Raw genomic sequence first — 21,298 nt, forward strand, 5'->3', positions numbered from 1 at the left:
TTAAAAACTAAATTCGACACCAAAAGTGTATGTTTTTGCCAATGGTGTTTCCCAACCGCGCGTACCAAACTGGTTGACTTCCGGATCCATATACTTATATTTCGAAACAGTCAACAAATTGCTTCCATTGAAAAATACTCTTGCATTGGAAATGCCGGCCCGCTTTAAAAACTCATTTGGTAATCTATAGCTCAACGAAATGTTTTTTAATCTAAGATAGGATGCGTCAAATAGCTGCCTGCTACTGATTTGGTTAACATCTTCCAGATCTCTTCCCGTTACCATTGGGTAAGATCCTCCGGTATTTGATGGTGACCAGCTGTTTTCCGTAAAATAAGCCGCATGAATTCGCTCCCAATAATAGCCATCGTCGGCAACATCTTTGGATGTAGCGTCATAAAGTTTACCGCCTATTTTATAAGCGAAATTAAATCCTAGTGAAAAGTTTTTATAGTCAACATCAGAGTTTATACCTCCGTATAACTTAGGATTTGCATTTCCGATGATGGTTTGTTTCGCTTTTTTGTAGTCATAACTTGCCGCCTTTCCATTAAATATAAAGTCGCCATTAGTGCCATCATTTGTATACCAGACATTTTTGCCATTGGTTTGATCGGTACCTGCCCATTCCAAGCCAAAGAATGATAAGGATGACTCTCCTTCACGGTAAATAAATCGGGCTCTATCGTCTCCCCCTGTGGGATCGAACCAAACGATATCCCGTCCACCATATAATTTTGTAATTTTGGATCCGATGATTGCGGCATTTGCGCTTAATGTCCATTTCCAATTTTCGTTTTTAACGATATCTGAACCTAATTCAATCTCGATCCCTTTATTGTTCATTTCACCAACATTTCGCAGTATGGAGCCGAAACCAGTTATTGTGGAGATTGGAACGTTCTGTAGTAGGTCCTTCGAGTCTCTGTTAAAATATTCAATTGTACCGAATAGTTTATTGTGGAACAGACCAAATTCCAAAGCGATGTTTGTGGAGTAATTTTTCTCCCAAGCTACGTCCGGATTGCCTAAATTATTAAGGCCACCACCTGGCTGCGTCATATATTTGTTGGAATAACTTGTTAAATTGCGCCAAGCAAAAAGATCCGTAGGTAATGTTCCATTTACCCCATAGGAACCTCTAATTCTTAGGTTATTGATTTCCTCGATCTGTTTAATAAAAGATTCCTTGGCTAAATTCCAGGAAGCTGCTAAAGACCAAAAGTTGCCCCAACGAGGACCTGGTGCTAAGCGTGATGAACCGTCCCTTCTAAAGGATGCTGATGCAAAATAGCGTTCATCATAATTGTACTCGGCCCGCGATAGTACAGACATCATATTATTGCCCCAAGAATAAGCCGATGCATCCAATATACCTGCAGTGGCGACTGTATGAAGTGATGAGGATGGTAAATCTTTACCTGTAGCACGGATAAAATCCGTCGTGTTTTTTTCAGCTTCGAAACCAGCTAATAACCCGATATGATGCAAGCCAAAGCTCTTGTTGTAATTGGCGGTTGTGGATGATACCAATTTTTCAATAGACGTAGACACCTCTGTGACTCGGCCATTGTCTGCCATACCGTTATAATGTTTAGCGCTATAATAGATATGATCTTTGACCTCGGTTCTGTCATAGGAGAAAATGGTCTTCAATGCAAGTTCAGGTAACAGCTTTAATGATAAAGATTCTATAGCTGATAATTTGCTTGTTTTCGAAGAGTTTTCCCATTCCTTGTTGTAATACAATGGATTATAAGCGAGACTACCATAACGTGCTGTATATTCGTTACCTGTTTTATAATCAGTTGGCCAATACATCTGCCATAATAAATTACTCGCTTGATACAGGTAATTTGTTCCTGTATTCCTGGTGTCGTTCATCCCGATAAGCTTGTTTTTAGCGTAGTTGACGTTTGAGCCAAATTCAAGATATTTGCCAATCTTTTGCGTTAAATTAATCCGACCATTGATTCTGTCGAAGTTATTCTCAATAATCCTGCTTTTGTCTTGGGTGTACCCTAAAGACGCGTAGTAATTGGTTTTTTCTGTTGCTCCGCTTACCGAGATATCGTTGCTGTTGAATATCCCGGTTCTAAACAATGTTTTGTTCCAGTCATAATATTGACCATCTCGATTCTCTACACCATCTGTTTTTCCTGAGATATGTACATTTTCCCATTGTGAGGTTCCATCCGTGCTGAATTGATAGCCATGAATACCAAAACCATAAGAAGAAGTTGGTTTACCGTAATTTGCCGAATTTGGATTCCAGTCCAAAGAATTTAAGCGGAATAAGGTGTTTTTATTCGCCTGTTCAGCCGTTTGACCAGCTGCTATTCTAGAGTCGTATAAAACACTATAAAGCATATTGATTTGATCCTGTACCGAAGCAGGTTCATTATTTTTGGTTGCCCAGGAAGGACTAATGCCAATAGAGGACTTGACATTGATCTTCGGATCTCCGTTTTTTCCCTTTTTTGTGGTGATGATGATGACACCATTTGCCGCGCGGGACCCATAAAGGGATGAGGCAGCAGCATCCTTAAGCACAGAAATAGATTCGATATCGCTGGGATTTAATGTGCTCATGACGTTGTTGGTATTGACAATATAATCGCCCATCTGTCCGACACTACCCGAAATGACTGGAACACCGTCAATGACATAGAGTGGCTCATTCGACGCGTTCATGGAGCCTATGCCTCGAATGCGTATAGCTGAAGTTGCACCTGCCTGACCAGATCCATTTGACATTTGCAGACCTGCAACACGGCCAGTAAGAGCTTTTTCAAAAGAAGTGACTGGTTGTTTATCAATGGCATCTGATTTTACTTGTGCTGCCGAACCTGTATAGGTACTCTTTTTAGCCGTTCCATAGGCAATGACAATCACTTCGTCCAATGCCCGTTCATCACTGCTGAGTGAAATACTAATGGTTTTTCGGCCATTGACCTGAATTTCTTGTCGGCTATAACCTACGGCAGATATCGTTAATGTCGCATTGGCGTTTGTGTTTAAGGTAAACAGACCATTTTCGTTTGTTGAGGTCCCTTGGCTAGCGCCTTTTACATTTATTGTAACTCCGCTAATTGGTTTTCCGTTGCTGTCCGTTATCTTACCAGCAATTTGGATCTGTTGTGCATATAAAGACTGCATCGAACTACAGGCTATGAGACACAACGTTGTGAGCACATGTTGTTTCATAAAAGTGTGAATTGATTAATTTAGTTGTTAATATTTTGGTGCTGTCGAGTGTTGGTCAAACTTGCGATAGCAATTCAGTGCAATCTTTTCTTTAAGAAAAAAACATTGCACTGAATATAGGGTTATTTTCTTACAATTCCAATTCCCGGACGGTCGGGGAGAAGGCAACTGCCATTTACCACGGTCATGCCGTCGTATATATCATTTCCAATTAATAAAGCACCGTCTAGATCTGCCCAGTCTGTTAATGGTGCAAGTTGTGCCGCTGCACTGATGGCGCAAGAAGTTTCTGTCATACAACCGATCATAACTTTCATTTCCAAAGAACGAGCAAGTTCTGCCATTCGCTTCGCTTCGCGCATGCCCGTGCATTTCATCAGTTTAATGTTAATACCCGAATAAACCCCCTTTAAACCCGGCACATCGACCAATCGTTGGCATCCTTCGTCGGCGATTGTGGGAATTGGGCTATGTTCTGTCAACCAAGCATTATCATCGATCTGCTCCTTGGGCATCGGCTGTTCCAAGAAAGAAACATTTCTTTCTGCAAGCCAGTGTGCCATTTCCAAAGCCTCTTCACGTGTTTTCCAACCTTGATTGACATCGGCACACAAGGGACGATCGGTAACCTGACGGATGGTGTCTATGATCATTTTATCCGTATCAAGACCCAGTTTCACCTTTAAAATTTTAAACTGATCAGCTTCGGCGACTTTTTGGCGGATCATTTCTTCTGTATCGATTCCGATGGTGTAGGACGTCGGTGGGATAAGGTCAGGATTTAATCCCCAGATCTTATAATAGGGCTGGTTCATAATTTTACCAAGGATATCATGTAGGGCAATATCAATGGACGCTTTTGCAGCCGTGTTTTTCGAAGCAAGCTGATCAATATAATGCAGAATCTCTTCAGTTTGAAAAGGTGAGTTAAAACCTGTGAGATCAATTTGATTCAAAAACGAAATCACGCTATCTTGTGACTCGCCAAGATAGGGTGGCATACTCGCTTCGCCATAACCGATAACGCCATCATACTCTAATTCGGTCAATACAACCGGTGTTGTGCTTCGGCTAAAGGAAGCTACTGTAAAGACATGGCACAAAGTTAGCGTGTAAGGCCGAAACCTTAATTTAAAGGCCCCAAAATCTTTACTAATCCATTCAGATTGATTGCTCATCGCTATGTTTATTTATTGTTGTAGTAATTGTTTTCAACGACTTTCTGTATTGCGCTATCGTGAACTCCGAGGTAACGGCGTGCAGCAACCACAGTTCGGGTTTGAAAATCATCATAGTTAGCCGCATCCTTTAGCATGCTGTTGATCCGTACCAAGCCTGCAGCATGAATAAAGGTTCCGTTGCCGATATAGAGTGCAACGTGTGTTACACGCGCATTAGGATTGCTATTTTTGCCTGCCGCAAAGAATAATAAGTCTGCCGGTTTCAGATTTTTAAGTGCTTTCTCAGGGTCGAAATGCCCTTCTTGATCTAAAATGTCGATTTTTTCACCTGCAAGTACTTGTTGCGATGCATCTCGCGGAATTACGAAGCCGTTCATAAAGAAACTTGTTTTAGTAAAACCGCTGCAATCTACGCCTTTTACTGATGTCCCACCCCATAAATAGGGTAGACCCAACATTGTTTTTGCACTGGCAATAATATTTTCCGCCGTAGGTTGGCGTGTTTCAAACCAATTTTTTAAGGTTAGACTTTCTGATTTTTTAATATAACCTAAACGTCCATCCGGATAGGCAATTTCATAAAAATTGCCTTTCTGTCCTTTCAATTGAAGGATGTCACCATAAACGAGATCAGATACCCGCTGGCTTTTTTCATTGGGTTCAGAATATGATTTTCCAAATTCAGCTGTATAAATCACTTTTTCCGCTTGTCGCCAATTGGCCAGCATGGTTTTGTCCATGGCTTCAATAGACGAACTAGGAACCCATGCGATATAGCCGTCGGGTGTACGGACACGGTAGTCACCGCTCTTTTTTTGCAGAAGGTCAACTTGCGTTCCTAATAAAACCTGGCTAGTCAGCTCGGCAGCATTATCTGGAAATGTGCGCATATTTGCGACGGAGAGTCTGATTACTCCAGTCGTTTTTTCGCCTACACTTGCATCGGGCAAGAGCTGTACTTGAATATTGGCTGATATATCTTTTGCCTTTTGCTCTAAAACGAATTTAGCATCTTTTTCAGTTGTTTCGAGCACATATTGGTTCTGTGCTATATCCGCTTTCTGGATGGCCACGATCTTGGTTCTTTTATCGGGAGCAAATTCACGTTTTACGTTTTCTTGCAACTCTTTGATCGTGAAATAAGTCGTGGAATCTAGCTGCTGCGCCTGACTGCTTTCAACCCCTATAAGGCTTGCATAAGCTAAAATAGCGAATTTAAGAGTGTTTTTCATGCGAATTAGTTTGTTTCTAAAGATAGGATTAATTCATAATATAAGTCAATTTTTATTGTCGATTTTTAAGTGATTTTGATGTTATGTTGCTAAAAAACGAATGTTTAGGTTTAATTTTAATTAAATCATCTATTTGCTAAAACCATTTTGTAATATTGCTTATTGATTGTGACGGCAACATTCTTCTTCCGTTTACGGCGAAGCTGTAAAAATGTAGCATAACATTTTACAGCGGATATTGACGAAGTAGGTTTGGGGGAGATCTGATGCAAGATAGTGTAATATGCTAGAAAAGAAAGTTATCCTCTTGTACAGTCAATGATGAAAATTTCTTGTATTCGGTAGACTGAAAGCAGTTTTAATGATTGTTTTTTGCCGGATTAATAAATAGCGATAGTTTTATAAAATAGTAATAAGGAAATGAGTTCAAGACGTGATTTTATTCGGCAAGGTTTGATTGCTGCGACGACAATGGGGACATTAACCGCATTTGATGCGAAAGGATTGACGATTGCAGCAAAAGGCAGTGTTAAAAAATACCCTATTGTAATTTCAACTTGGGACTTTGGGATCGCAGCAAATAAAGCCGCTTGGGAAATATTGTCCAAAGGAGGCAAGGCATTGGATGCGGTAGAACAAGGTGTGCGTGTACCCGAGGCTGATCTCAAGAATATGACAGTGGGTAAAGGTGGTTATCCCGATCGCGACGGTCACGTCACACTTGATGCTTGTATCATGGATGCGGATGGTAACTGCGGTGCTGTTGCCGGAATGGAAAAAATTGGACATCCAATATCTGTAGCACGGCTGGTTATGGAAAAAACACCCCATGTCATGCTAGTAGGCGAAGGCGCATTGCAATTTGCGTTAGAAAATGGTTTTAAGGAAGAAAATCTACTGACCCCGGAAGGTGAAAAGGCCTGGAAGGAATGGTTGAAAGAGAAAAAATACAAACCTGTAGCCAATATTGAAAACCAATCTTTTGCCGCAGAACGTTTGCCGGGAAATCAATACAACCACGATACGATCGGTATGTTGGCGTTGGATGCCAATGGAAATATTTCTGGAGCCTGCACCACGAGTGGTATGGCTTTCAAGATGCATGGTCGGGTAGGAGATAGCCCTATTATTGGAGCCGGACTTTATGTCGATAATGAAGTTGGGGGTGCTACTTCGACCGGAGTTGGTGAAGAAGTTATCCGAAATGTAGGTAGTTTTTTGGTAGTCGAATTGATGCGTCAGGGTTATTCTCCCGAAGATGCCTGTAAGGAAGCTGTTATGCGTATCGTTAAGAAGAAGCCTGCAATTGCAAAGGAAATCCAAGTTGGATTCTTAGCAATTAATAAAAAAGGGGAATATGGTGCCTATGCGCTACAACAAGGTTTTTCCTATGCGGTTTGTGACAGTAAACAACAAGATTTATTGATTAAAGGAAAGCACTACTATAAATAGTAAAAATAGGGGCTTACGGGTTCGAGGAGCGATGATAGCAAGGTATATCATTGCCGATTAATCATTATATTTGTCTAAACTTATAGCCGCAGCTGATGCATCGGCTATAGGTTTATAAAAGTAAGAGTAAAATACGCAAGGTTATAAAAGTATGAAAGCAACATTTGGAGGAGGATGTTTTTGGTGTACAGAAGTTATTTTCCAAAACACTGAAGGGGTAACATCGGTATTACCTGGTTATATGGGGGGACATGTAGATAAGCCGACTTATGAGCAGGTCTGTACGGGGACAACTGATCATGTTGAGGTTGTCGAGTTAGAATATGACGAAGAGCTGGTGAATTACGAAGATCTCTTGAAAATCTTCTTTAAGACCCATAACCCGACAACATTAAACCGTCAAGGTAACGATGTGGGTACGCAGTATCGATCAGTTGTTTTTTATCATAATGAAGAACAAGAGATCTTAGCACAGAATTTTATCGATGAATTGGAAAATGAGGATGTTTACGAGGACCCTATTGTCACAGCGGTAGAACCTGCGTCTACATTTTGGTTGGCAGAAGATTATCATCATAATTATTTCAATGATCATCCTGAAAATCCATTTTGTTCAGTAGTCATTGCTCCAAAACTTCAAAAATTCCTAAAAGAATTTAAAGCTTAAAAAGACAATATTTTTAAAAAGACAATATTTAAGGTGTTGTATCCCAAAAAAAAGCTCGAATATTTATTCGAGCTTTTTTTGTGTATTTAATATGAGTTAGAACATTTCCATCTGTCCTTTATCATCGATTTGAATATCATTTGGATTGGTGATCTCCAATTTGATGTCGTCATTTTTTTCGGTTGACTCGACCTCTTTTTCGTTCACGGAACTGTCAACTTCTGTCGTCGTACTATCAACTGTTGGTTCTGTGGTATCAGTACTTGATTCGGCTGCCTTTTCTTTACTTTTTTGACTTAAATCTTCATCCGCTGTCAATAGTGTAACCGATTTTACGGTATGGAAAGATAGGCGGTTTCCTTGCGCTTTTATTCCTTTTACGTCAATAATTTCAGTCAAAGGTTGATCAAGGGTTTCTTCCGTTTGGGATTTGCCTTTTAAAATCTCCAATTTGACCATCGGTTCAGCTGCATTACTCATCAGGATCAGTTTGGATCCGGCATCTTCATTGATAAAGGAAATACGTTTTCCAATAGGCTGATCGTCAAATTTAAAACGTTTGACAAAGTACGTTCCGCTCTTGCCGTCCTTATGCACGACTGTATAGATATGGTCTGGATAATATTTTTCGATCCGGATCATTTTCTCGTCGAAGTGGTTGCTTAGATCAAAGTTTGCTAATTCGTAGCTACCATCCGAAAGGACTACTAATATCTTGTCGTCGCCGTCAAACTCGCCAAGGTATTGTCCACGCTCATCTGCGTTTAGACGTTTCATGATGGTATCGTACCATATTTTTCGTCCTGCTAGTGTGGAGACTCCAGAGCTTTTAAAGCTGATTTTTTTGACAGGATATTTTGATACAATGTTTCCTTGTGAAGCACGGCCCTTGATTGCAATCTCGGCAAAGTCCATGTCAAAATTCAACTTACGCAATTTTGTGTGCGGTTTAAGCTGTATATTAACGACTTCCGCTTCACCATTGGGATTGGCTGTGAAATACAGGATTTTTGAGCCCTTGGATCCCTTGGACACATCATATTCCTTATCTCGCGTAACTCCTACTACCGAGAAACGTTTGATAAAACTGGTTCCAGTTTCACCTTCTTTATAGATGGCGTTATAGATTGTCCGTTCATCACCTTTTTTGAAAACAGCAACGTGGATAATTCCTTTTCCAACAAATACTTTATCCTGAATTTTACTGACAACATATTTGCCATCTTCGCGGAATACAATAATATCGTCGATATCCGAACAGTCGCATACAAACTCATCTTTCTTCATTCCCGAACCAATAAATCCTTCTTCGCGATTGACATATAGTTTGGTATTTGCTAGCGCAACTTGGGTCGCTTCTACTTTGTCGAATACCCGCAGTTCAGTTTTACGCTCGCGGTCTTTACTATATTTATCACGCAATTTCTCAAACCATGCAATGGCATATTCCGTCAATTGACGTAGATGACGCTTGACTTCTTTGATCTCATTTTCGAGTGTTTTCATCATTTCGTCCGCTTTTTTAACGTCGAAACGTGTAATGCTACTCATTGGTTTATCGATCAATTTTTTGTAATCTTCTGGACGTATCTCGCGGTAAAATTGATCGAAGAAAGGCTCAAATAAGCGATTCAGAACTTGCACAACAACCTCAAAGTCACCTGCATTTTCATAATCCGGATGCTTGTACATCCCCTCTTGAATAAATATTTTTAATAAACTACTGAAGAAGATTTTTTCTTGAAGATCGTTTAAACGAATCTCCAATTCTCGTTTCAATAAATTTTTGGTGTTTATTGTGTTTTCAGTCAGAATGTCGTTGACACTCATAAAGTGAGGTTTCTCATCCTTGATAACACAGGTGTTAGGAGAGATAGAGACTTCACAGGCGGTAAAGGCATATAATGCATCGATCGTTACATCGGGAGAAATTCCAGGAGCCAAATGTACAATGATCTCTACATTTCCCGCTGTATTGTCCTCGATTTTTTTGATCTTAATTTTTCCCTTATCGTTTGCGGTAACCACGCTTTCAATCAGACCGCCGGTTGTCGTTCCAAATGGAATTTCTGTAATTGCGAGCGTCTTTTTGTCGCGTTCTTCAATTTTTGCACGTACACGGATTTTACCACCACGTTGCCCCTCATTATAATTTGAAACGTCGGCCATACCACCCGTAGGGAAGTCTGGGAAGATATTCGGACGTTCACCGTGTAATACCTGAATTGATCCGTCAATTAGCTCAATGAAATTGTGGGGCATAATCTTGGTCGCTAAACCAACAGCAATCCCTTCGGCACCTTGAGCCAGTAATAACGGGAATTTTACAGGAAGGGTGACAGGTTCGCGATTCCGTCCATCGTAACTTAATTGCCACTCAGTCGTTTCGGGATTGAAGACAACGTCATTTGCAAATTTGGATAATCTTCCCTCGATGTACCGTGGAGCAGCAGCAGAGTCACCCGTAATTGGGAAACCCCAGTTACCTTGACAGTCAATCAAGAGATCTTTTTGTCCCAATTGTACCATGGCATCACCGATAGAAGCATCACCATGTGGGTGATATTTCATCGTGTTACCAATGACGTTGGCAGCTTTATTATATCTTCCATCATCCATTTCCTTTAAGGAATGGAGGATACGACGTTGTACGGGTTTCAAACCGTCATTGATATGTGGTACGGCTCTGTCCAAGATAACATAGGATGCATAGTCCAAAAACCAGTTTTCGTATAGTCCTGATAAAGGTATCGTCTGACTTCCGCTCTCTGTTTTTCCTGATCCCAGTTCTTCTTGATTATCTTCCGTTGGGAAGTTCGTTTCGTCACTCATTTACTCAGCAATAGATTAAATTGTACAATACAGAAATGTTCGAAATAGTATTTTATTCGAACGTGTAAAAATACAAAACCATTTTGTTTTATCCCAGCGAAACTATGAAAAGTTAAAAAAATTAGTTTTTAAAACTAATATAATTAGCTTGTTTCGTTGTCAGTGGCCAAATCATACCAATAACAGGGAATATCCCATAGATCGAAATGAAATTCTTCAGTTACCTGAAATCCTACTTTTTCTAAGACAAGTCTTGACCCTAGGTTTCCAGTATAGGTAAGTGTTTTTCCATATTGTCTACTCAAGTGTTAGGCATGCTAAAGCCACAATTTGTCGATATCTTTTTGTAATATTTTTTCTTTCATTTCCTCCTCAAAGTCTCCGAACAGTTCTTTGTTAACAGATTTACTGATTCTGCCATTTTCGAGTACCAAGATTTCATCGCAGGTATCTTTTAGTGTGGAAAAGATATGCGACGAAATTAGGATCGTTTTACCCATCGCTTTTAAGCGTAATATAATCTCCGTAAGAATAATGCTGCTTTGTAGATCAATGCCATTAAAAGGTTCGTCAAGGATATAATAATTATTGTCCTGAAGTAAAGTAGCTGTCAGGGCTAGTTTTTTTTTCATACCCGTGGAATAGTCGCTCGCATACTCTTTTAAGGGCAACTCGAAAATATTTCTTTCACTGAGGTTTTTGATCTGTTTACCACGCGCATCTGTCAGCAGATAAATATACTCTTCACCTGTGAGCTTAGAGAGGAAATATGGATCGGAGGTCAGGTAACCTAAATTGTTTTTGAGCGGCGCCAAATCAGATTTTATACTTCCCGAGGCGGTTTCCAGTCCAGCAATACATCGAAACAGCGTTGTCTTTCCGGCGCCATTTTCACCGACGATACCATATACTTTTCCGCTTTCAAAAGTGTAAGTAATCTCGTGGAGCACTTGATGCCGTCCAAAGGACTTGCTGATATTCGTAAGCTCGATCATAAGTGGTTTTTTAGATTGTTGATTGCTTTGATATAATAGAAGGGCAAGAGCGCGAGGATCAAGGGGTAAAAGCTAAAACAAAGTGCCAATGCAAAACCTTCGGGGAAATTGATCTCCCGTGGATAAGCGACGTATTTTAAGGTGATTGCAAAAGGAAGCAAAAGTAATATTCCGCCCAATACAATACAGACATTAAATAAATCCGATGGAAAGATTATAACATACAGAAAAAGAAGGGGCAGTACCAAGAGTAGACATTGTAAAATTCCTCTTTTAAACTTTCGCATCAGAAAGATTGTTGGTGTATAATGGTTATTCCAAAGGTAAAAAATAGGTTCCGGTAATTGATAATAGAAAACACAGGCGAGCGCAATGCAAACCACACAAAATAAAACAAGATTGGAATTGGCCACATAAAAGCCGATTCCGGCCAAGAGATACAATACAAGCAAGAGCAGGTAGCTCCGTCGGAATCCGATGATAAATTCAAAAGGTTTTTTTGCGAAAGGTGTCGGAATAGATTTTCCGAAAGCCTTAAATGTCAAAAATGCAAAGATAATAGCCAAAATAGCTAATAACATTGCATAGCCCCATTGGTTGTGGAGGAAAAGAATGATGAAGGACGGCAGCGTTAACAAGCCATTTTCCAATATTCTGATTTTGTGGAAATCGTATTTACTGTATGTATTTTTGAGAAAGTCATTTCTGTTTTTTTCTGTGAGCAGAAACAGTGCTTGGAAATTGCCAAGCAGTAGGGCATAACAACCAAAAAGCGGATATTGAACCAATGCATAATAAGCAAAATAACATAATCCAAACAACAGGAGAAAGGCGAGCCAAACCGGCAGTCCTGTAGCGCGAATATGCCGAGACAGTAAAGTATATTGAAGCTTTAAATAATTGCTAACCATGATACGATCAAAAGTAAAAAATCGAAGTTAAAAACAAGGGACTGTTCCCTTATTTTTATTTCGGCCTTGCAACGATCGATTGTTGGTCGTTTTGACGCTTGAATTTCTTTATTTTACGGCCCTGTGTCTTTTCTGCCAGCTCAGCATATAGGTCAGAGCAAGTAGCAAAACTACTGCATTGGCATACATAATGACTGGAATTCGTAGGATAACATCACTATAGTACAATCCAGCAAGCAGTGCGCCAAGTCCTATTCCGGCTTCAAGGGAGATATACATGGTTGCAACCGCCTTGCCGCGATGTTCGGGTAAACTAAGGTCAATCGTCCAGGCATTCACAGCAGGGGAGAGTATACCCGTGCCTACACCATAGATGCTTGCGCCGATCATCATGCCAATGAAACTATTTCCAATGCCAATAGCAACGAGTGCAATCGCGATAATAACTATTCCGACAACAATAACCTTAGGTCTTCCATAACGGTCCGAAACTTTGCCGGAAACAAAACGTATCAATACTGACGCAATGGTGAAGGCTAGGAAAAATAGCCCTTTATTTTTGAGTCCAAGGTATTCACTCCAGTCGGGAATTAGGGTTAAAATGACTCCATAAGCGGTGTAAGATAAAAACGTGACGATTCCCGCAGGTAGTGCACGCCATTCAATGATATCTTTTCGGTTTATTTTGAGCATGGAGAGATTGAATTTCTCTTTTTTCGCCAGTGTTTCCTTCATGTTAATGACGATAAGGATGGAGAGAAGTGCCATGAAAGAAGAGCAATAAAACATCACATTGATACCAAAGGCCTCGAAAATAGCGCTGCCAATTGCTGGGCCGACAGCTGTACCGACGCTAAAGGCCAATCCATGCATCCCAAGCGCCTCACCCCATCTTTTTTGTGGAACCAGATCGGCGACATAAGCAGAAGTTGAGGTAGGTTTAAAACCAGTGGAAAAACCATGTATCAATCGTAAGAATAGAAAGCCCGCGACTGATGTTAAAATGGGATAAAGAAAACCACAGATGAAACAGACAATGGATCCAATGGCCATGACTGGTACACGTCCCCAGCGATCGGTCAATTTACCACTAAAAGGCCGCGAAATTCCGGCAGTCAATGTAAACAGCGCTATGATCAACCCTTTGTATTCTGCTCCGCCCAAACTGCTCAGATAATTGGGTAGTTCGGGGATGATCATATTGAAGCTAGAAGAAAATAGGAGTGAGCTTAAGCAAAGTAAAATAAATTGAAGCGTATAGATGGATTTCTGTTCAGCTGGCATGGCGCTATTTTTATCGTGTGTGAGTATTCAAAAAAGAATAATGGATTGTGGCGATTATCCATCCTTCTAGGGAATGGAGCAAATGTACAGTTTTTGGAACGATTAAGCGGTTTCTTTTGGTGGAAAAATAATAGAATTCTTTATATAAGATAGAAAATACGAAGGCGAGGACGTTAGTGCCTAAAAAAAGATTATTTTTGGGAAGACCCTTTATTTAGAACATGCAAGAACTTAGAAATCCTGGTGTTTATTTTGAAATTCCGGTATCGGATTTGAATCGCGCAATCGCGTTTTATAGCCAGTTATTCAATTTTACCTTTGAACAGGAAGATTTTGACGATAACCACATGGCTTACTTTCCATTTCAAGAAACCTTATCTGGGATTACTGGCGCCCTGGCGAAAGGCGAAATTTATAAACCTACACGCGAGGGAGTACTCCTTTATTTACATGTAGAAAATATATCTACTACGTTGGAAAGGGCCATGAGCTTGGGTGGAAAAGAGCTATATCCCGCCACTTTTCATGCCGATCTGGGATTTGCTGTTGCGGAGATTGAAGATTCTGAAGGAAATAGGATCGGGCTACATCAAAAGTTATAAGCGGCAATTCAGATCATATAGCTTACTAGATCAACTGTTGCCGGACTATTTCGCTGCAGAAGATGGTCGTTGCAACGGCTACGTTGAGTGATTCGGCTTGGCCTATGCGCGGAATAGTGATAGCTTGATCGATCAACGCTATTATTTCATCACTGATGCCATTTCCCTCGTTCCCCATAACAATTAGCCCCTCATTAGCCCACACAGTCTGATAAATGGATTGACCATTAAGTAGGGCGCCATACACTTTTAATCCAGTAGCCGGAATAAAATCCGTTAAATCAGTATAGTGGATTTGCAGTCTAGCCAGTGAGCCCATGGTTGCTTGCACTACTTTAGGGTTGTAGGCGTCTACAGTTCCAATGGAACAGATAATATGTTCGATTCCAAACCACTCCGCCGTGCGGATAATTGTACCCAGATTGCCTGGATCCTGCACATCATCGAGTACAAGGCTAAACTTGTTTTTTAAATTACTTGGTACAATTTTCTGCTGTAAAGGAAGTTTGACCAAAGCGAGGATACCTTGTGGCGATTTCAGTGTACTAATCTTTTGGAATTCAGTATCCGTTAGTTCATAGGATTTTATATTATGCGAGATTTTACCCACTTTTGTGTTTGCGTCGCCCGTGTAGAAAATAGACTCAACCTCATAGCTTGATGAAATAAATTCCATCACGGATTTTATACCCTCAACGATAAACAGGCCGTGTTGTTTTCTATACTTTTTATTTTGTAGAGACGTTATTAGACTGATTTGCGCTTTTGACAACATTTTTATTGATGATTAAGTATCCTCGTTTTATCGGATTTGCAAGTATAACGCTTTTAGTGTTATTTTTTGCATCATGCCGTTCTTCAAAATATCTTGACGATGACCAAGCTCTGGTTACAAAAGTACAGATTTCTGGTGTCACCCCTGCATTGAAAGAATCATCCGAAACGTATATTTCCAATCAAATAAGACCTAATTCAAGGGTAAATCTATTTATTTACAATACGTTCAATACTAAAAACGGGCGTTATAAAACCAAGAAAATTCGGAATGTTGGCGAACCACCTCATTTGTTGGATTCGGCAATGGTCGATTTATCCGCCAATCAAATCCGACGCTTTCTATTTTCAAAAGGTTATTTCAAAGCTAAGGTCGAACCAACAATTTCAGTTTCCAAAAAGCGAGCACATATCGATTTTAAAGTGGATGAAGGTGTCCCATATCAAGTTAGAAATATAGATCGAAAATTTGAGGATGAAGATATTAAGGCAATATTTGAACGGGAGGTACTCCCCAAAACTGCCGTAAAATCCAATACCCAGTACGATGCCGCAAAGTTGCTCGATGAGCGGGAGAAACTTTATATTTCGATGCGTAACAATGGGTATTACGATTATGTAAGGCAATATATGCGTGCTGGGGTAGATTCAACGATCGATGGACCTTTGATCGACTTGAAAATTAATGTCGAAAATCCGTCTGACTCAACGATACATAAAAAGTATCAAATAGATAGTGTTTATATGACGATAAGGAATTATGGAACAATGTCGAAGAAGGAGCCTCGTCGTATAGTAGATTCTGCAAAACGTCTTTTATTTGTTGATGAAACAAATAGTTTCAGGTGGAAACCTTTGGAACGCTATATGTATCTACGCTCAGGTCAGTACTATTCCTTGCGGGAGGAAAATAAGTCATATGACCGATTGTATGAGATGAATGGTTTTCGTTCTGTCAAGATGCAGTTTGTCAAAAAAGATTCCAATAAACTCGATGTGCACTATGATTTCGTTCCAAGACCGCGGATGGGAAACCAGATAGAGGGCGAGTATACCTTTAGTTCGGGTATGAGCGGATTTAATATTGGAAATACATTCTCTCAACGTAATATCTTTGGTGGTTCGGAGCAATTGGAAGTGAAATTACGTTATGGTGTATTGTTTGATCCGCGCCTCGCAGGTGGGCTTTCCAGCAAAATATTCAATAACGATTTTCAAGCGGGCGTAAATTTGGTTATTCCTCGTCTGATGGTTCCCTTTCATATTAATCCAGGTGGAAAGTTTGGTTTGCCCAAAACGACCTACTCGATGACATTGCAGTTGTTCGATCAAGATAAAACCTATTCAAACCGCTATTTCATCACGTCGCTGAATTACTCATGGTATGAAACAGAAAATAAGTACCATAGTTTTACGCCTATTGTGTTGGAGTATCGGGATGGACGCTTGGATTCCAATTTTCGGAACAAGCTTGTACAGGAAGGTTATCAGCTGTATGTACGTAGCAACGACCGTCAGTATTTTGGTTTAGGGACACAATATACCTTTATCCTGAATGGTAAGAAATTGAATAGCAAGGAGGACTTTCAATATTTCAGAGGAACATTGGACGTGAGTGGAAACGTATTGGATCTTATTAGCTCCTTGGCAAAATTGCCTAAGAATGCCGATGGTGAGAAAAAAATATTCGGTGTGCCCTTTCTTCAATACGCCAAGACAGAATTCGATTATCGTTTATACCGAAATCTCGGTGGAAATAGGCAGTTTGTCTTCCGTTTTAATCCGGGGATAGCGATTCCTTATGGTAATAACTCTAAACTGTTGATTTTTGAAAAGAGCTTTTATAGCGGCGGGATGAATGGCATACGCGCATGGCAGGCACGTACCTTGGGGCCAGGTGCCTATAACCGGCAGAGTCTTAGTGAGGATTTGCGTTTAAACCTGCGTAATTTGGATCAACTGGGGGAGATTAAACTGGAAGCAAATGCCGAATATCGATTCAGGTTACTCAATAACTTCCTGGGCGCAAAGATGAATGGAGCAACATTTTTGGATATGGGAAATGTTTGGCGACTGAAGAAGGATGAAGAACTAAATCCGGGGGGGGAGTTTAAATTCAATAAATTTCTTGGGCAGGTCGCCATTGGTACCGGCTTCGGACTTCGTTTCGATTCGGACTATTTTGTCATTCGCTTAGATGCCGGGCTTAAACTAAAAGATCCGCAATTCTCAGGTGCTGATCAATGGGTTATCAAGCATTTCTTTGATTCCAAAGAATTTAAGGCCCAATATTATGAAACCCATAGGCCCGACAGGTACAATTTTATTCAATACAATTTTGGAATCGGTATGCCGTTCTAATGTCTAACTGTTTCGTTATGATTTACGTTGATCCCACCAGTTGATGGGACATTCAGACAAACCGCTTTGTTAACCGATGAGATTTTTGAGACTTGAAAATATTGATTCAAAAATTTTACTCAAATCCAAACCTTGGGAATGGTTGAATAAAAAGAAAACTATAGCCAGCGCGATGGCCGTCATAATCACTTTTTTAAACATGTAAGCTATTCCTAACACAATGGCCGGGATAATCAAAAACATCAATCCGCTAATGGCAAAAGGAGAGAGTCCGCTATCGCTCTTATAGATATAGAATAAACGTCCCTTGGAAGTTTGTTGATTCTTATGGCTAAAGAAAACAAAGGTTGATGACTCAATTTTCTGATTAGGGACAGCAACACCCTCATGAAATTGTAGTGGTTGCGAGAAACCATTGATGGTAAATAGGTAATTGCCATTAATGGTCTCATTGGTGTTTCCCAATGAATCCAATGCAACTACAGCCAGTTTTCCATTTTTGGAAAGGTTTTCTTTTACGATAAAGTTTTGGATATTTTGTTCTTGAGCAGCTGCCCAAAAAGGTGTCAGTAATAGAAAAAATATAATCTTTTTCATCGTTTTATTTTTATTCAATTCGCGTTTTCCCTTTTTAGGGTCTATTTGCATAGCGCTAATATCATTTGAGGATTGATAGCATCAATACATCAAATCCGATTTCCTTGAAATGAGACTGCAATTTTAGGGATTTTAATTTTCTTTTGAAAATCTTTAACTATGCGAATGTTGAAACCTTTGTAAATACGTTCTTGAGCCTTTCATCATTCCTCAAAAAAAGGTGCTGTCAAAATCCTGAGTAGGAGTGCAAAAGATATTTAGCTCATTTGTGTTTGACCTGCGGTATGATATTTCAGGATGTTTTGTTAGTTCATTTATAATTAAATCGATAATATTTGATCCATCGTAATTTTGGATTATTCACTTGTAAAATAGGTAAATTTTCGAAAAAAATTAGTTCTTTGAAAGTTCTTGGATCAATTGCAATTTCACTGCGTCATTTAAAATACCTTTTGGATCATCAATAACTATTTTGCCAAAAATGTCTTTTTTCATGGATGCACTATTTCCATTGTTGTCGCTAGCTTCATAATTTCCAAATATATCTTTTCGAACGGAAACACGATTTCCCCTGTTATCTTCAATTGTTTTACCACCTAGAATATCAGTTCTCACTGTGGTACGTTGACCATTGCTATTTTCGATAGTGAGATTATCAAGAATATCTTTTGTTATCCGGCTTGAATTACCTTTGTTATCTCGAATCTCCATATTGCCGAAAATATCTTTAGATATCGTTGAGCTATTGCCTTGATTATCTCGGATGTCGAGACCTCCAAAAATATTTTTTGATACAGTTTTTACATTTCCTTTTTCATCACGTATTTCTAAATTGCCGTGTATATTTTTAAAAACTGTGGACGGACTTCTGTCTAGATTAGGAAGATCGAAATCGCCGCTACTGTTTTTTCTGACAGTAGTTTCACCTCCATCCTCATCTTTTACGACAATATTTCCTGAAAAGTCTTCTTTTATAGTCAGTTTAATACCACTCTTATTTACGGTTGTATATTCACCCAGGCTACCTCGTCTAAATTTAATGGTATTTCTCCACATATCTGAAAGAATAACTTCTCCCCAGCTATCGGTTTCTATTTTTATGGATTTTTTATCTAAGCCTTCTGAAATAGCCATTTTAATCATGTACTTTTTCAGATTGTCAGAAGGGGGATCGGACCATATTCGGGTATACTCTTCCACTGTTGAAATTTTGGCTTCTGAAGTTAATGTAACTAATAGCAGTGAAAAACTGAATAAGAAATATATACGCATGATCTGTCTGTGATTTAATGTCAATATACGTTTTTTTGCGCTACTTTCATTATATTTAAACAGTAAGCGAATTAATTGATGTCAACTACGGACGAAACGGAACGGCTGGGCAAAGTAAAACCTTTGATTCTGAGGAAGCCCGTCTAAAGGATGCTGAAAAACTAATTGCGGAGAAGACTAAAAAAGGCTATTCTGAGAATGGTGCTGTAGATGCAGATAGCAAGGAAAGAGGATCCGCTGTTCGCCAGTCAACGGCTGCCAGCCAGTTATTGAATTAGTCTAAGATCTCTTCGTATGTCAATGTGTTTTTACTCTTTGATACGCGAATAGTTATAAATGTCGGAACGATACCTTTGCCATTCGGACGGTACATGGAATAAATATAGGAATCTTTGTCGTGATAATTAGCGCGTAGTGTGTCACCTTCATATCTGTCTACTGCAGTGGTATGAACTTCTATTCTTTCATCCATTTTGTCACTCCAGCTTCGTTGATCAATAAAAGATTGTTTGTCTTTTTCGGAGATAGATAGTTCAAATTGATGTGTGTAATCTCTTAAGCCGCCACTTTGATTGGAAATAATTTTAAAATCATCTTTTAGCGTGATATGGTGTTCGCTGAGTAGTTTTCTTGCATCAGATTTAGAGAATAATAGATCATCAAATAGCAAGTATAGCGTGAATATAAGAAAAGGCAAGATTAAAATAATCTTTGTTAATAGTTATAATCCTAAAGCTCCTAATCCACGAATAATGTCTAAATAGATTTGCGGTATATCCACATCCCCAATATTTTTACGGATGACATCGGTAATACCAGCATGTGAGATACCCTGAGAAGCATGAATATGTTTAAAGTTTGCTCCCCAAACTGCACTTTCTAATGGGACCATCCCATCATTTTCACCTACCAGTCGCCTCAGGTATTTAAAACTCAAAGCATAGAACAAATCATCTTGTGGCTTAGTCATTGTCGAAGCAAAGCTCTGATAAAATACATTGTCCATATTGGGGTTGAGCTGGTTGAAAACACGCATTTCTTTTACACTGAGATCTCGAATTAGTTCGATTGGTGCGGGAGATTGCCCTCCAAATAAGAAAGAAAGACGTTGGATCAGTTTTTTTGTAACACAATCTCTGGATAGATGTTTTTCCATTAGATAGTCTGCTATTGGTGTTCCTAAGTGTGGTGTGGATATTGTGCTTAAGGAGGCTACCATTTGATGTCCCTTTAGCGTTGAAATAAAATAGCGGGCGTCGATCCCTCCTTTAGAATGCGCGATGAGATTAAATTTAGTGGCACCTGTTTTTTCTGCAAGATCTGACAGATTTCTTTTCAGCATCTGTGCATTGTTAGCCACGCTGCCCCAACCATCGGTCTTGCCATAAAAAAATGAGATATTGTTTTTTTTGAAAGTCTTGGGGATCCTGCCCCAAAATAAACTGTTATCCCCAGCAGCCGTGCCGTGGATCAATATGATGGGATATCTTAATGTAAAGGCAATCATTGAGTTTTTTTATACATCTTCATCCATCCAATAGGTTTTGTAAATCAGCTTTATCTTGCTATTTTTTGATCTGGATTGATTATATGAACAGGTTCTATAATTAAGCTATTCGACTCATTTTCATTAAAGGGCTAGTCTATTGTCAGGTCCGCCAATAAGTCCCGTCGACATATTCGAGCAAATCTACCAGTCCCTGAGGGATTGCCGGAAATGCTTCCTGGAGTTTCGCTAGATCTATTTTGCTTGCACCATGTTTAATCCGTTCAAAATGATCCCAGGTTTCTTCACCACCATTACTATAGTATGCTTTCTTTAAACCAGATAAATAATTGTCTACTATTTTCATTTGCTTTTCTTCTTGTTTGTGAATTTAGTCAAACTTGATGATAGAATAAAAGTAAATTCACTTGCGTCCTAAACGTTA

19 protein-coding genes are annotated in these 21,298 nt (G+C 39.5%); 5 read left to right on the plus strand and 14 right to left on the minus strand.

Going from position 1 to position 21,298, the window contains the following annotated elements; all coding sequences use genetic code 11:
• From B3E92_RS01515 to B3E92_RS01525, 3 genes are all read right to left on the minus strand, one after another.
• Complete coding sequence (locus B3E92_RS01515) at positions 1 to 3,207, minus strand: SusC/RagA family TonB-linked outer membrane protein (protein WP_286895051.1); 3,207 nt, start codon at positions 3,205 to 3,207, stop codon at positions 1 to 3.
• Between the two features lie 122 nt (positions 3,208 to 3,329).
• Entirely contained in the window at positions 3,330 to 4,385 is a 1,056-nt protein-coding gene (locus B3E92_RS01520) for a dipeptide epimerase (RefSeq protein WP_286895052.1), read from the minus strand.
• A gap of 8 nt (positions 4,386 to 4,393) precedes the next feature.
• A complete protein-coding gene (locus B3E92_RS01525) occupies positions 4,394 to 5,620 on the minus strand; it encodes an NlpC/P60 family protein (RefSeq protein WP_112374222.1) in 1,227 nt (408 codons plus the stop codon).
• Between the two features lie 420 nt (positions 5,621 to 6,040).
• On the opposite strand from B3E92_RS01525, the gene B3E92_RS01530 reads away from it, so the two are divergent.
• Positions 6,041 to 7,072, plus strand: a complete 1,032-nt coding sequence (locus B3E92_RS01530; RefSeq protein ID WP_070567228.1) for a N(4)-(beta-N-acetylglucosaminyl)-L-asparaginase — start codon at positions 6,041 to 6,043, stop codon at positions 7,070 to 7,072.
• Positions 7,073 to 7,223: 151 nt separating this feature from the next.
• Entirely contained in the window at positions 7,224 to 7,739 is a 516-nt protein-coding gene (gene msrA, locus B3E92_RS01535; RefSeq protein WP_070567226.1) for a peptide-methionine (S)-S-oxide reductase MsrA, read from the plus strand.
• A 96-nt stretch (positions 7,740 to 7,835) separates the two neighbouring features.
• Here msrA and B3E92_RS01540 read toward each other — a convergent pair whose 3' ends face one another.
• From B3E92_RS01540 to B3E92_RS01560, 5 genes are all read right to left on the minus strand, one after another.
• The gene (locus B3E92_RS01540; RefSeq protein WP_115047656.1) at positions 7,836 to 10,571 is read right to left on the minus strand and encodes a DNA gyrase/topoisomerase IV subunit A; all 2,736 of its coding nucleotides are present in this window, start codon (positions 10,569 to 10,571) and stop codon (positions 7,836 to 7,838) included.
• A gap of 143 nt (positions 10,572 to 10,714) precedes the next feature.
• The gene (locus B3E92_RS01545) at positions 10,715 to 10,876 is read right to left on the minus strand and encodes a hypothetical protein (protein ID WP_286895054.1); all 162 of its coding nucleotides are present in this window, start codon (positions 10,874 to 10,876) and stop codon (positions 10,715 to 10,717) included.
• Positions 10,877 to 10,888: 12 nt separating this feature from the next.
• Positions 10,889 to 11,566 carry an ATP-binding cassette domain-containing protein gene (locus tag B3E92_RS01550; protein ID WP_112374219.1) on the minus strand — a complete coding sequence of 226 codons (678 nt, stop codon included), beginning with the start codon at positions 11,564 to 11,566 and terminating at the stop codon, positions 10,889 to 10,891.
• On the minus strand, positions 11,563 to 12,477 hold the full coding sequence (locus B3E92_RS01555) for a hypothetical protein (RefSeq protein ID WP_286895056.1): 915 nt from the start codon (positions 12,475 to 12,477) through the stop codon (positions 11,563 to 11,565). The genes B3E92_RS01550 and B3E92_RS01555 overlap by 4 nt, the downstream gene beginning before the upstream one ends.
• A gap of 108 nt (positions 12,478 to 12,585) precedes the next feature.
• Positions 12,586 to 13,761: an MFS transporter gene (locus B3E92_RS01560; protein WP_070567216.1), complete on the minus strand. Its 1,176-nt coding sequence runs from the start codon at positions 13,759 to 13,761 to the stop codon at positions 12,586 to 12,588.
• A 221-nt stretch (positions 13,762 to 13,982) separates the two neighbouring features.
• Between B3E92_RS01560 and B3E92_RS01565 the strand changes: the two genes are divergently transcribed.
• On the plus strand, positions 13,983 to 14,363 hold the full coding sequence (locus B3E92_RS01565) for a VOC family protein (protein WP_112374217.1): 381 nt from the start codon (positions 13,983 to 13,985) through the stop codon (positions 14,361 to 14,363).
• A 25-nt stretch (positions 14,364 to 14,388) separates the two neighbouring features.
• On the opposite strand, the gene B3E92_RS01570 is transcribed toward B3E92_RS01565, so the two are convergent.
• Positions 14,389 to 15,138, minus strand: coding sequence for a TrmH family RNA methyltransferase (locus B3E92_RS01570; protein ID WP_070567214.1), 750 nt, complete (start codon positions 15,136 to 15,138; stop codon positions 14,389 to 14,391).
• A gap of 8 nt (positions 15,139 to 15,146) precedes the next feature.
• Here B3E92_RS01570 and B3E92_RS01575 point away from each other — a divergent pair, with 8 nt between their 5' ends.
• Positions 15,147 to 17,498 (plus strand): BamA/TamA family outer membrane protein, encoded by a 2,352-nt coding sequence (locus tag B3E92_RS01575; RefSeq protein ID WP_145327573.1) that lies wholly within the window; start codon positions 15,147 to 15,149, stop codon positions 17,496 to 17,498.
• A 69-nt stretch (positions 17,499 to 17,567) separates the two neighbouring features.
• On the opposite strand, the gene B3E92_RS01580 is transcribed toward B3E92_RS01575, so the two are convergent.
• Both B3E92_RS01580 and B3E92_RS01585 read right to left on the minus strand, forming a co-directional pair.
• Positions 17,568 to 18,095, minus strand: a complete 528-nt coding sequence (locus B3E92_RS01580; protein WP_286895059.1) for a hypothetical protein — start codon at positions 18,093 to 18,095, stop codon at positions 17,568 to 17,570.
• Positions 18,096 to 18,488: 393 nt separating this feature from the next.
• Entirely contained in the window at positions 18,489 to 19,229 is a 741-nt protein-coding gene (locus B3E92_RS01585) for a hypothetical protein (protein ID WP_286709850.1), read from the minus strand.
• 212 nt (positions 19,230 to 19,441) lie between these two features.
• Between B3E92_RS01585 and B3E92_RS24315 the strand changes: the two genes are divergently transcribed.
• Positions 19,442 to 19,645 carry a WGR domain-containing protein gene (locus tag B3E92_RS24315; RefSeq protein ID WP_083296024.1) on the plus strand — a complete coding sequence of 68 codons (204 nt, stop codon included), beginning with the start codon at positions 19,442 to 19,444 and terminating at the stop codon, positions 19,643 to 19,645.
• Here B3E92_RS24315 and B3E92_RS01590 read toward each other — a convergent pair.
• The 3 genes from B3E92_RS01590 to B3E92_RS01600 form a co-directional block, all read right to left on the minus strand.
• Positions 19,642 to 20,064 carry a hypothetical protein gene (locus tag B3E92_RS01590; RefSeq protein WP_286895060.1) on the minus strand — a complete coding sequence of 141 codons (423 nt, stop codon included), beginning with the start codon at positions 20,062 to 20,064 and terminating at the stop codon, positions 19,642 to 19,644. The genes B3E92_RS24315 and B3E92_RS01590 overlap by 4 nt on opposite strands.
• Positions 20,065 to 20,088: 24 nt before the next feature.
• Positions 20,089 to 20,874 carry a lipase family alpha/beta hydrolase gene (locus B3E92_RS01595; protein WP_286895062.1) on the minus strand — a complete coding sequence of 262 codons (786 nt, stop codon included), beginning with the start codon at positions 20,872 to 20,874 and terminating at the stop codon, positions 20,089 to 20,091.
• A 142-nt stretch (positions 20,875 to 21,016) separates the two neighbouring features.
• Complete coding sequence (locus B3E92_RS01600; RefSeq protein WP_070567203.1) at positions 21,017 to 21,220, minus strand: hypothetical protein; 204 nt, start codon at positions 21,218 to 21,220, stop codon at positions 21,017 to 21,019.
• Positions 21,221 to 21,298 lie beyond the last annotated feature (78 nt).

It is taken from the genome of Sphingobacterium sp. UBA6317 (genome assembly GCF_002440385.1).
Lineage (GTDB): Bacteria > Bacteroidota > Bacteroidia > Sphingobacteriales > Sphingobacteriaceae > Sphingobacterium > Sphingobacterium multivorum.

Bases quoted from the DNA above. Each gene is read 5' to 3' on its own strand.
- B3E92_RS01570 (WP_070567214.1), bottom strand. From the start codon at position 15,138: ATGTTGTCAAAAGCGCAAATCAGTCTAATAACGTCTCTACAAAATAAA.
- msrA (WP_070567226.1), top strand. From the start codon at position 7,224: ATGAAAGCAACATTTGGAGGAGGATGTTTTTGGTGTACAGAAGTTATT.
- B3E92_RS01595 (WP_286895062.1), bottom strand. From the start codon at position 20,874: ATGATTGCCTTTACATTAAGATATCCCATCATATTGATCCACGGCACG.
- B3E92_RS01555 (WP_286895056.1), bottom strand. From the start codon at position 12,477: ATGGTTAGCAATTATTTAAAGCTTCAATATACTTTACTGTCTCGGCAT.
- B3E92_RS01525 (WP_112374222.1), bottom strand. From the start codon at position 5,620: ATGAAAAACACTCTTAAATTCGCTATTTTAGCTTATGCAAGCCTTATA.
- B3E92_RS01515 (WP_286895051.1), bottom strand. From the start codon at position 3,207: ATGAAACAACATGTGCTCACAACGTTGTGTCTCATAGCCTGTAGTTCG.
- B3E92_RS01580 (WP_286895059.1), bottom strand. From the start codon at position 18,095: ATGAAAAAGATTATATTTTTTCTATTACTGACACCTTTTTGGGCAGCT.
- B3E92_RS01585 (WP_286709850.1), bottom strand. From the start codon at position 19,229: ATGGCTATTTCAGAAGGCTTAGATAAAAAATCCATAAAAATAGAAACC.
- B3E92_RS01540 (WP_115047656.1), bottom strand. From the start codon at position 10,571: ATGAGTGACGAAACGAACTTCCCAACGGAAGATAATCAAGAAGAACTG.
- B3E92_RS01575 (WP_145327573.1), top strand. From the start codon at position 15,147: ATGATTAAGTATCCTCGTTTTATCGGATTTGCAAGTATAACGCTTTTA.
- B3E92_RS01560 (WP_070567216.1), bottom strand. From the start codon at position 13,761: ATGCCAGCTGAACAGAAATCCATCTATACGCTTCAATTTATTTTACTT.
- B3E92_RS01550 (WP_112374219.1), bottom strand. From the start codon at position 11,566: ATGATCGAGCTTACGAATATCAGCAAGTCCTTTGGACGGCATCAAGTG.
- B3E92_RS01530 (WP_070567228.1), top strand. From the start codon at position 6,041: ATGAGTTCAAGACGTGATTTTATTCGGCAAGGTTTGATTGCTGCGACG.
- B3E92_RS01565 (WP_112374217.1), top strand. From the start codon at position 13,983: ATGCAAGAACTTAGAAATCCTGGTGTTTATTTTGAAATTCCGGTATCG.
- B3E92_RS01520 (WP_286895052.1), bottom strand. From the start codon at position 4,385: ATGAGCAATCAATCTGAATGGATTAGTAAAGATTTTGGGGCCTTTAAA.
- B3E92_RS01600 (WP_070567203.1), bottom strand. From the start codon at position 21,220: ATGAAAATAGTAGACAATTATTTATCTGGTTTAAAGAAAGCATACTAT.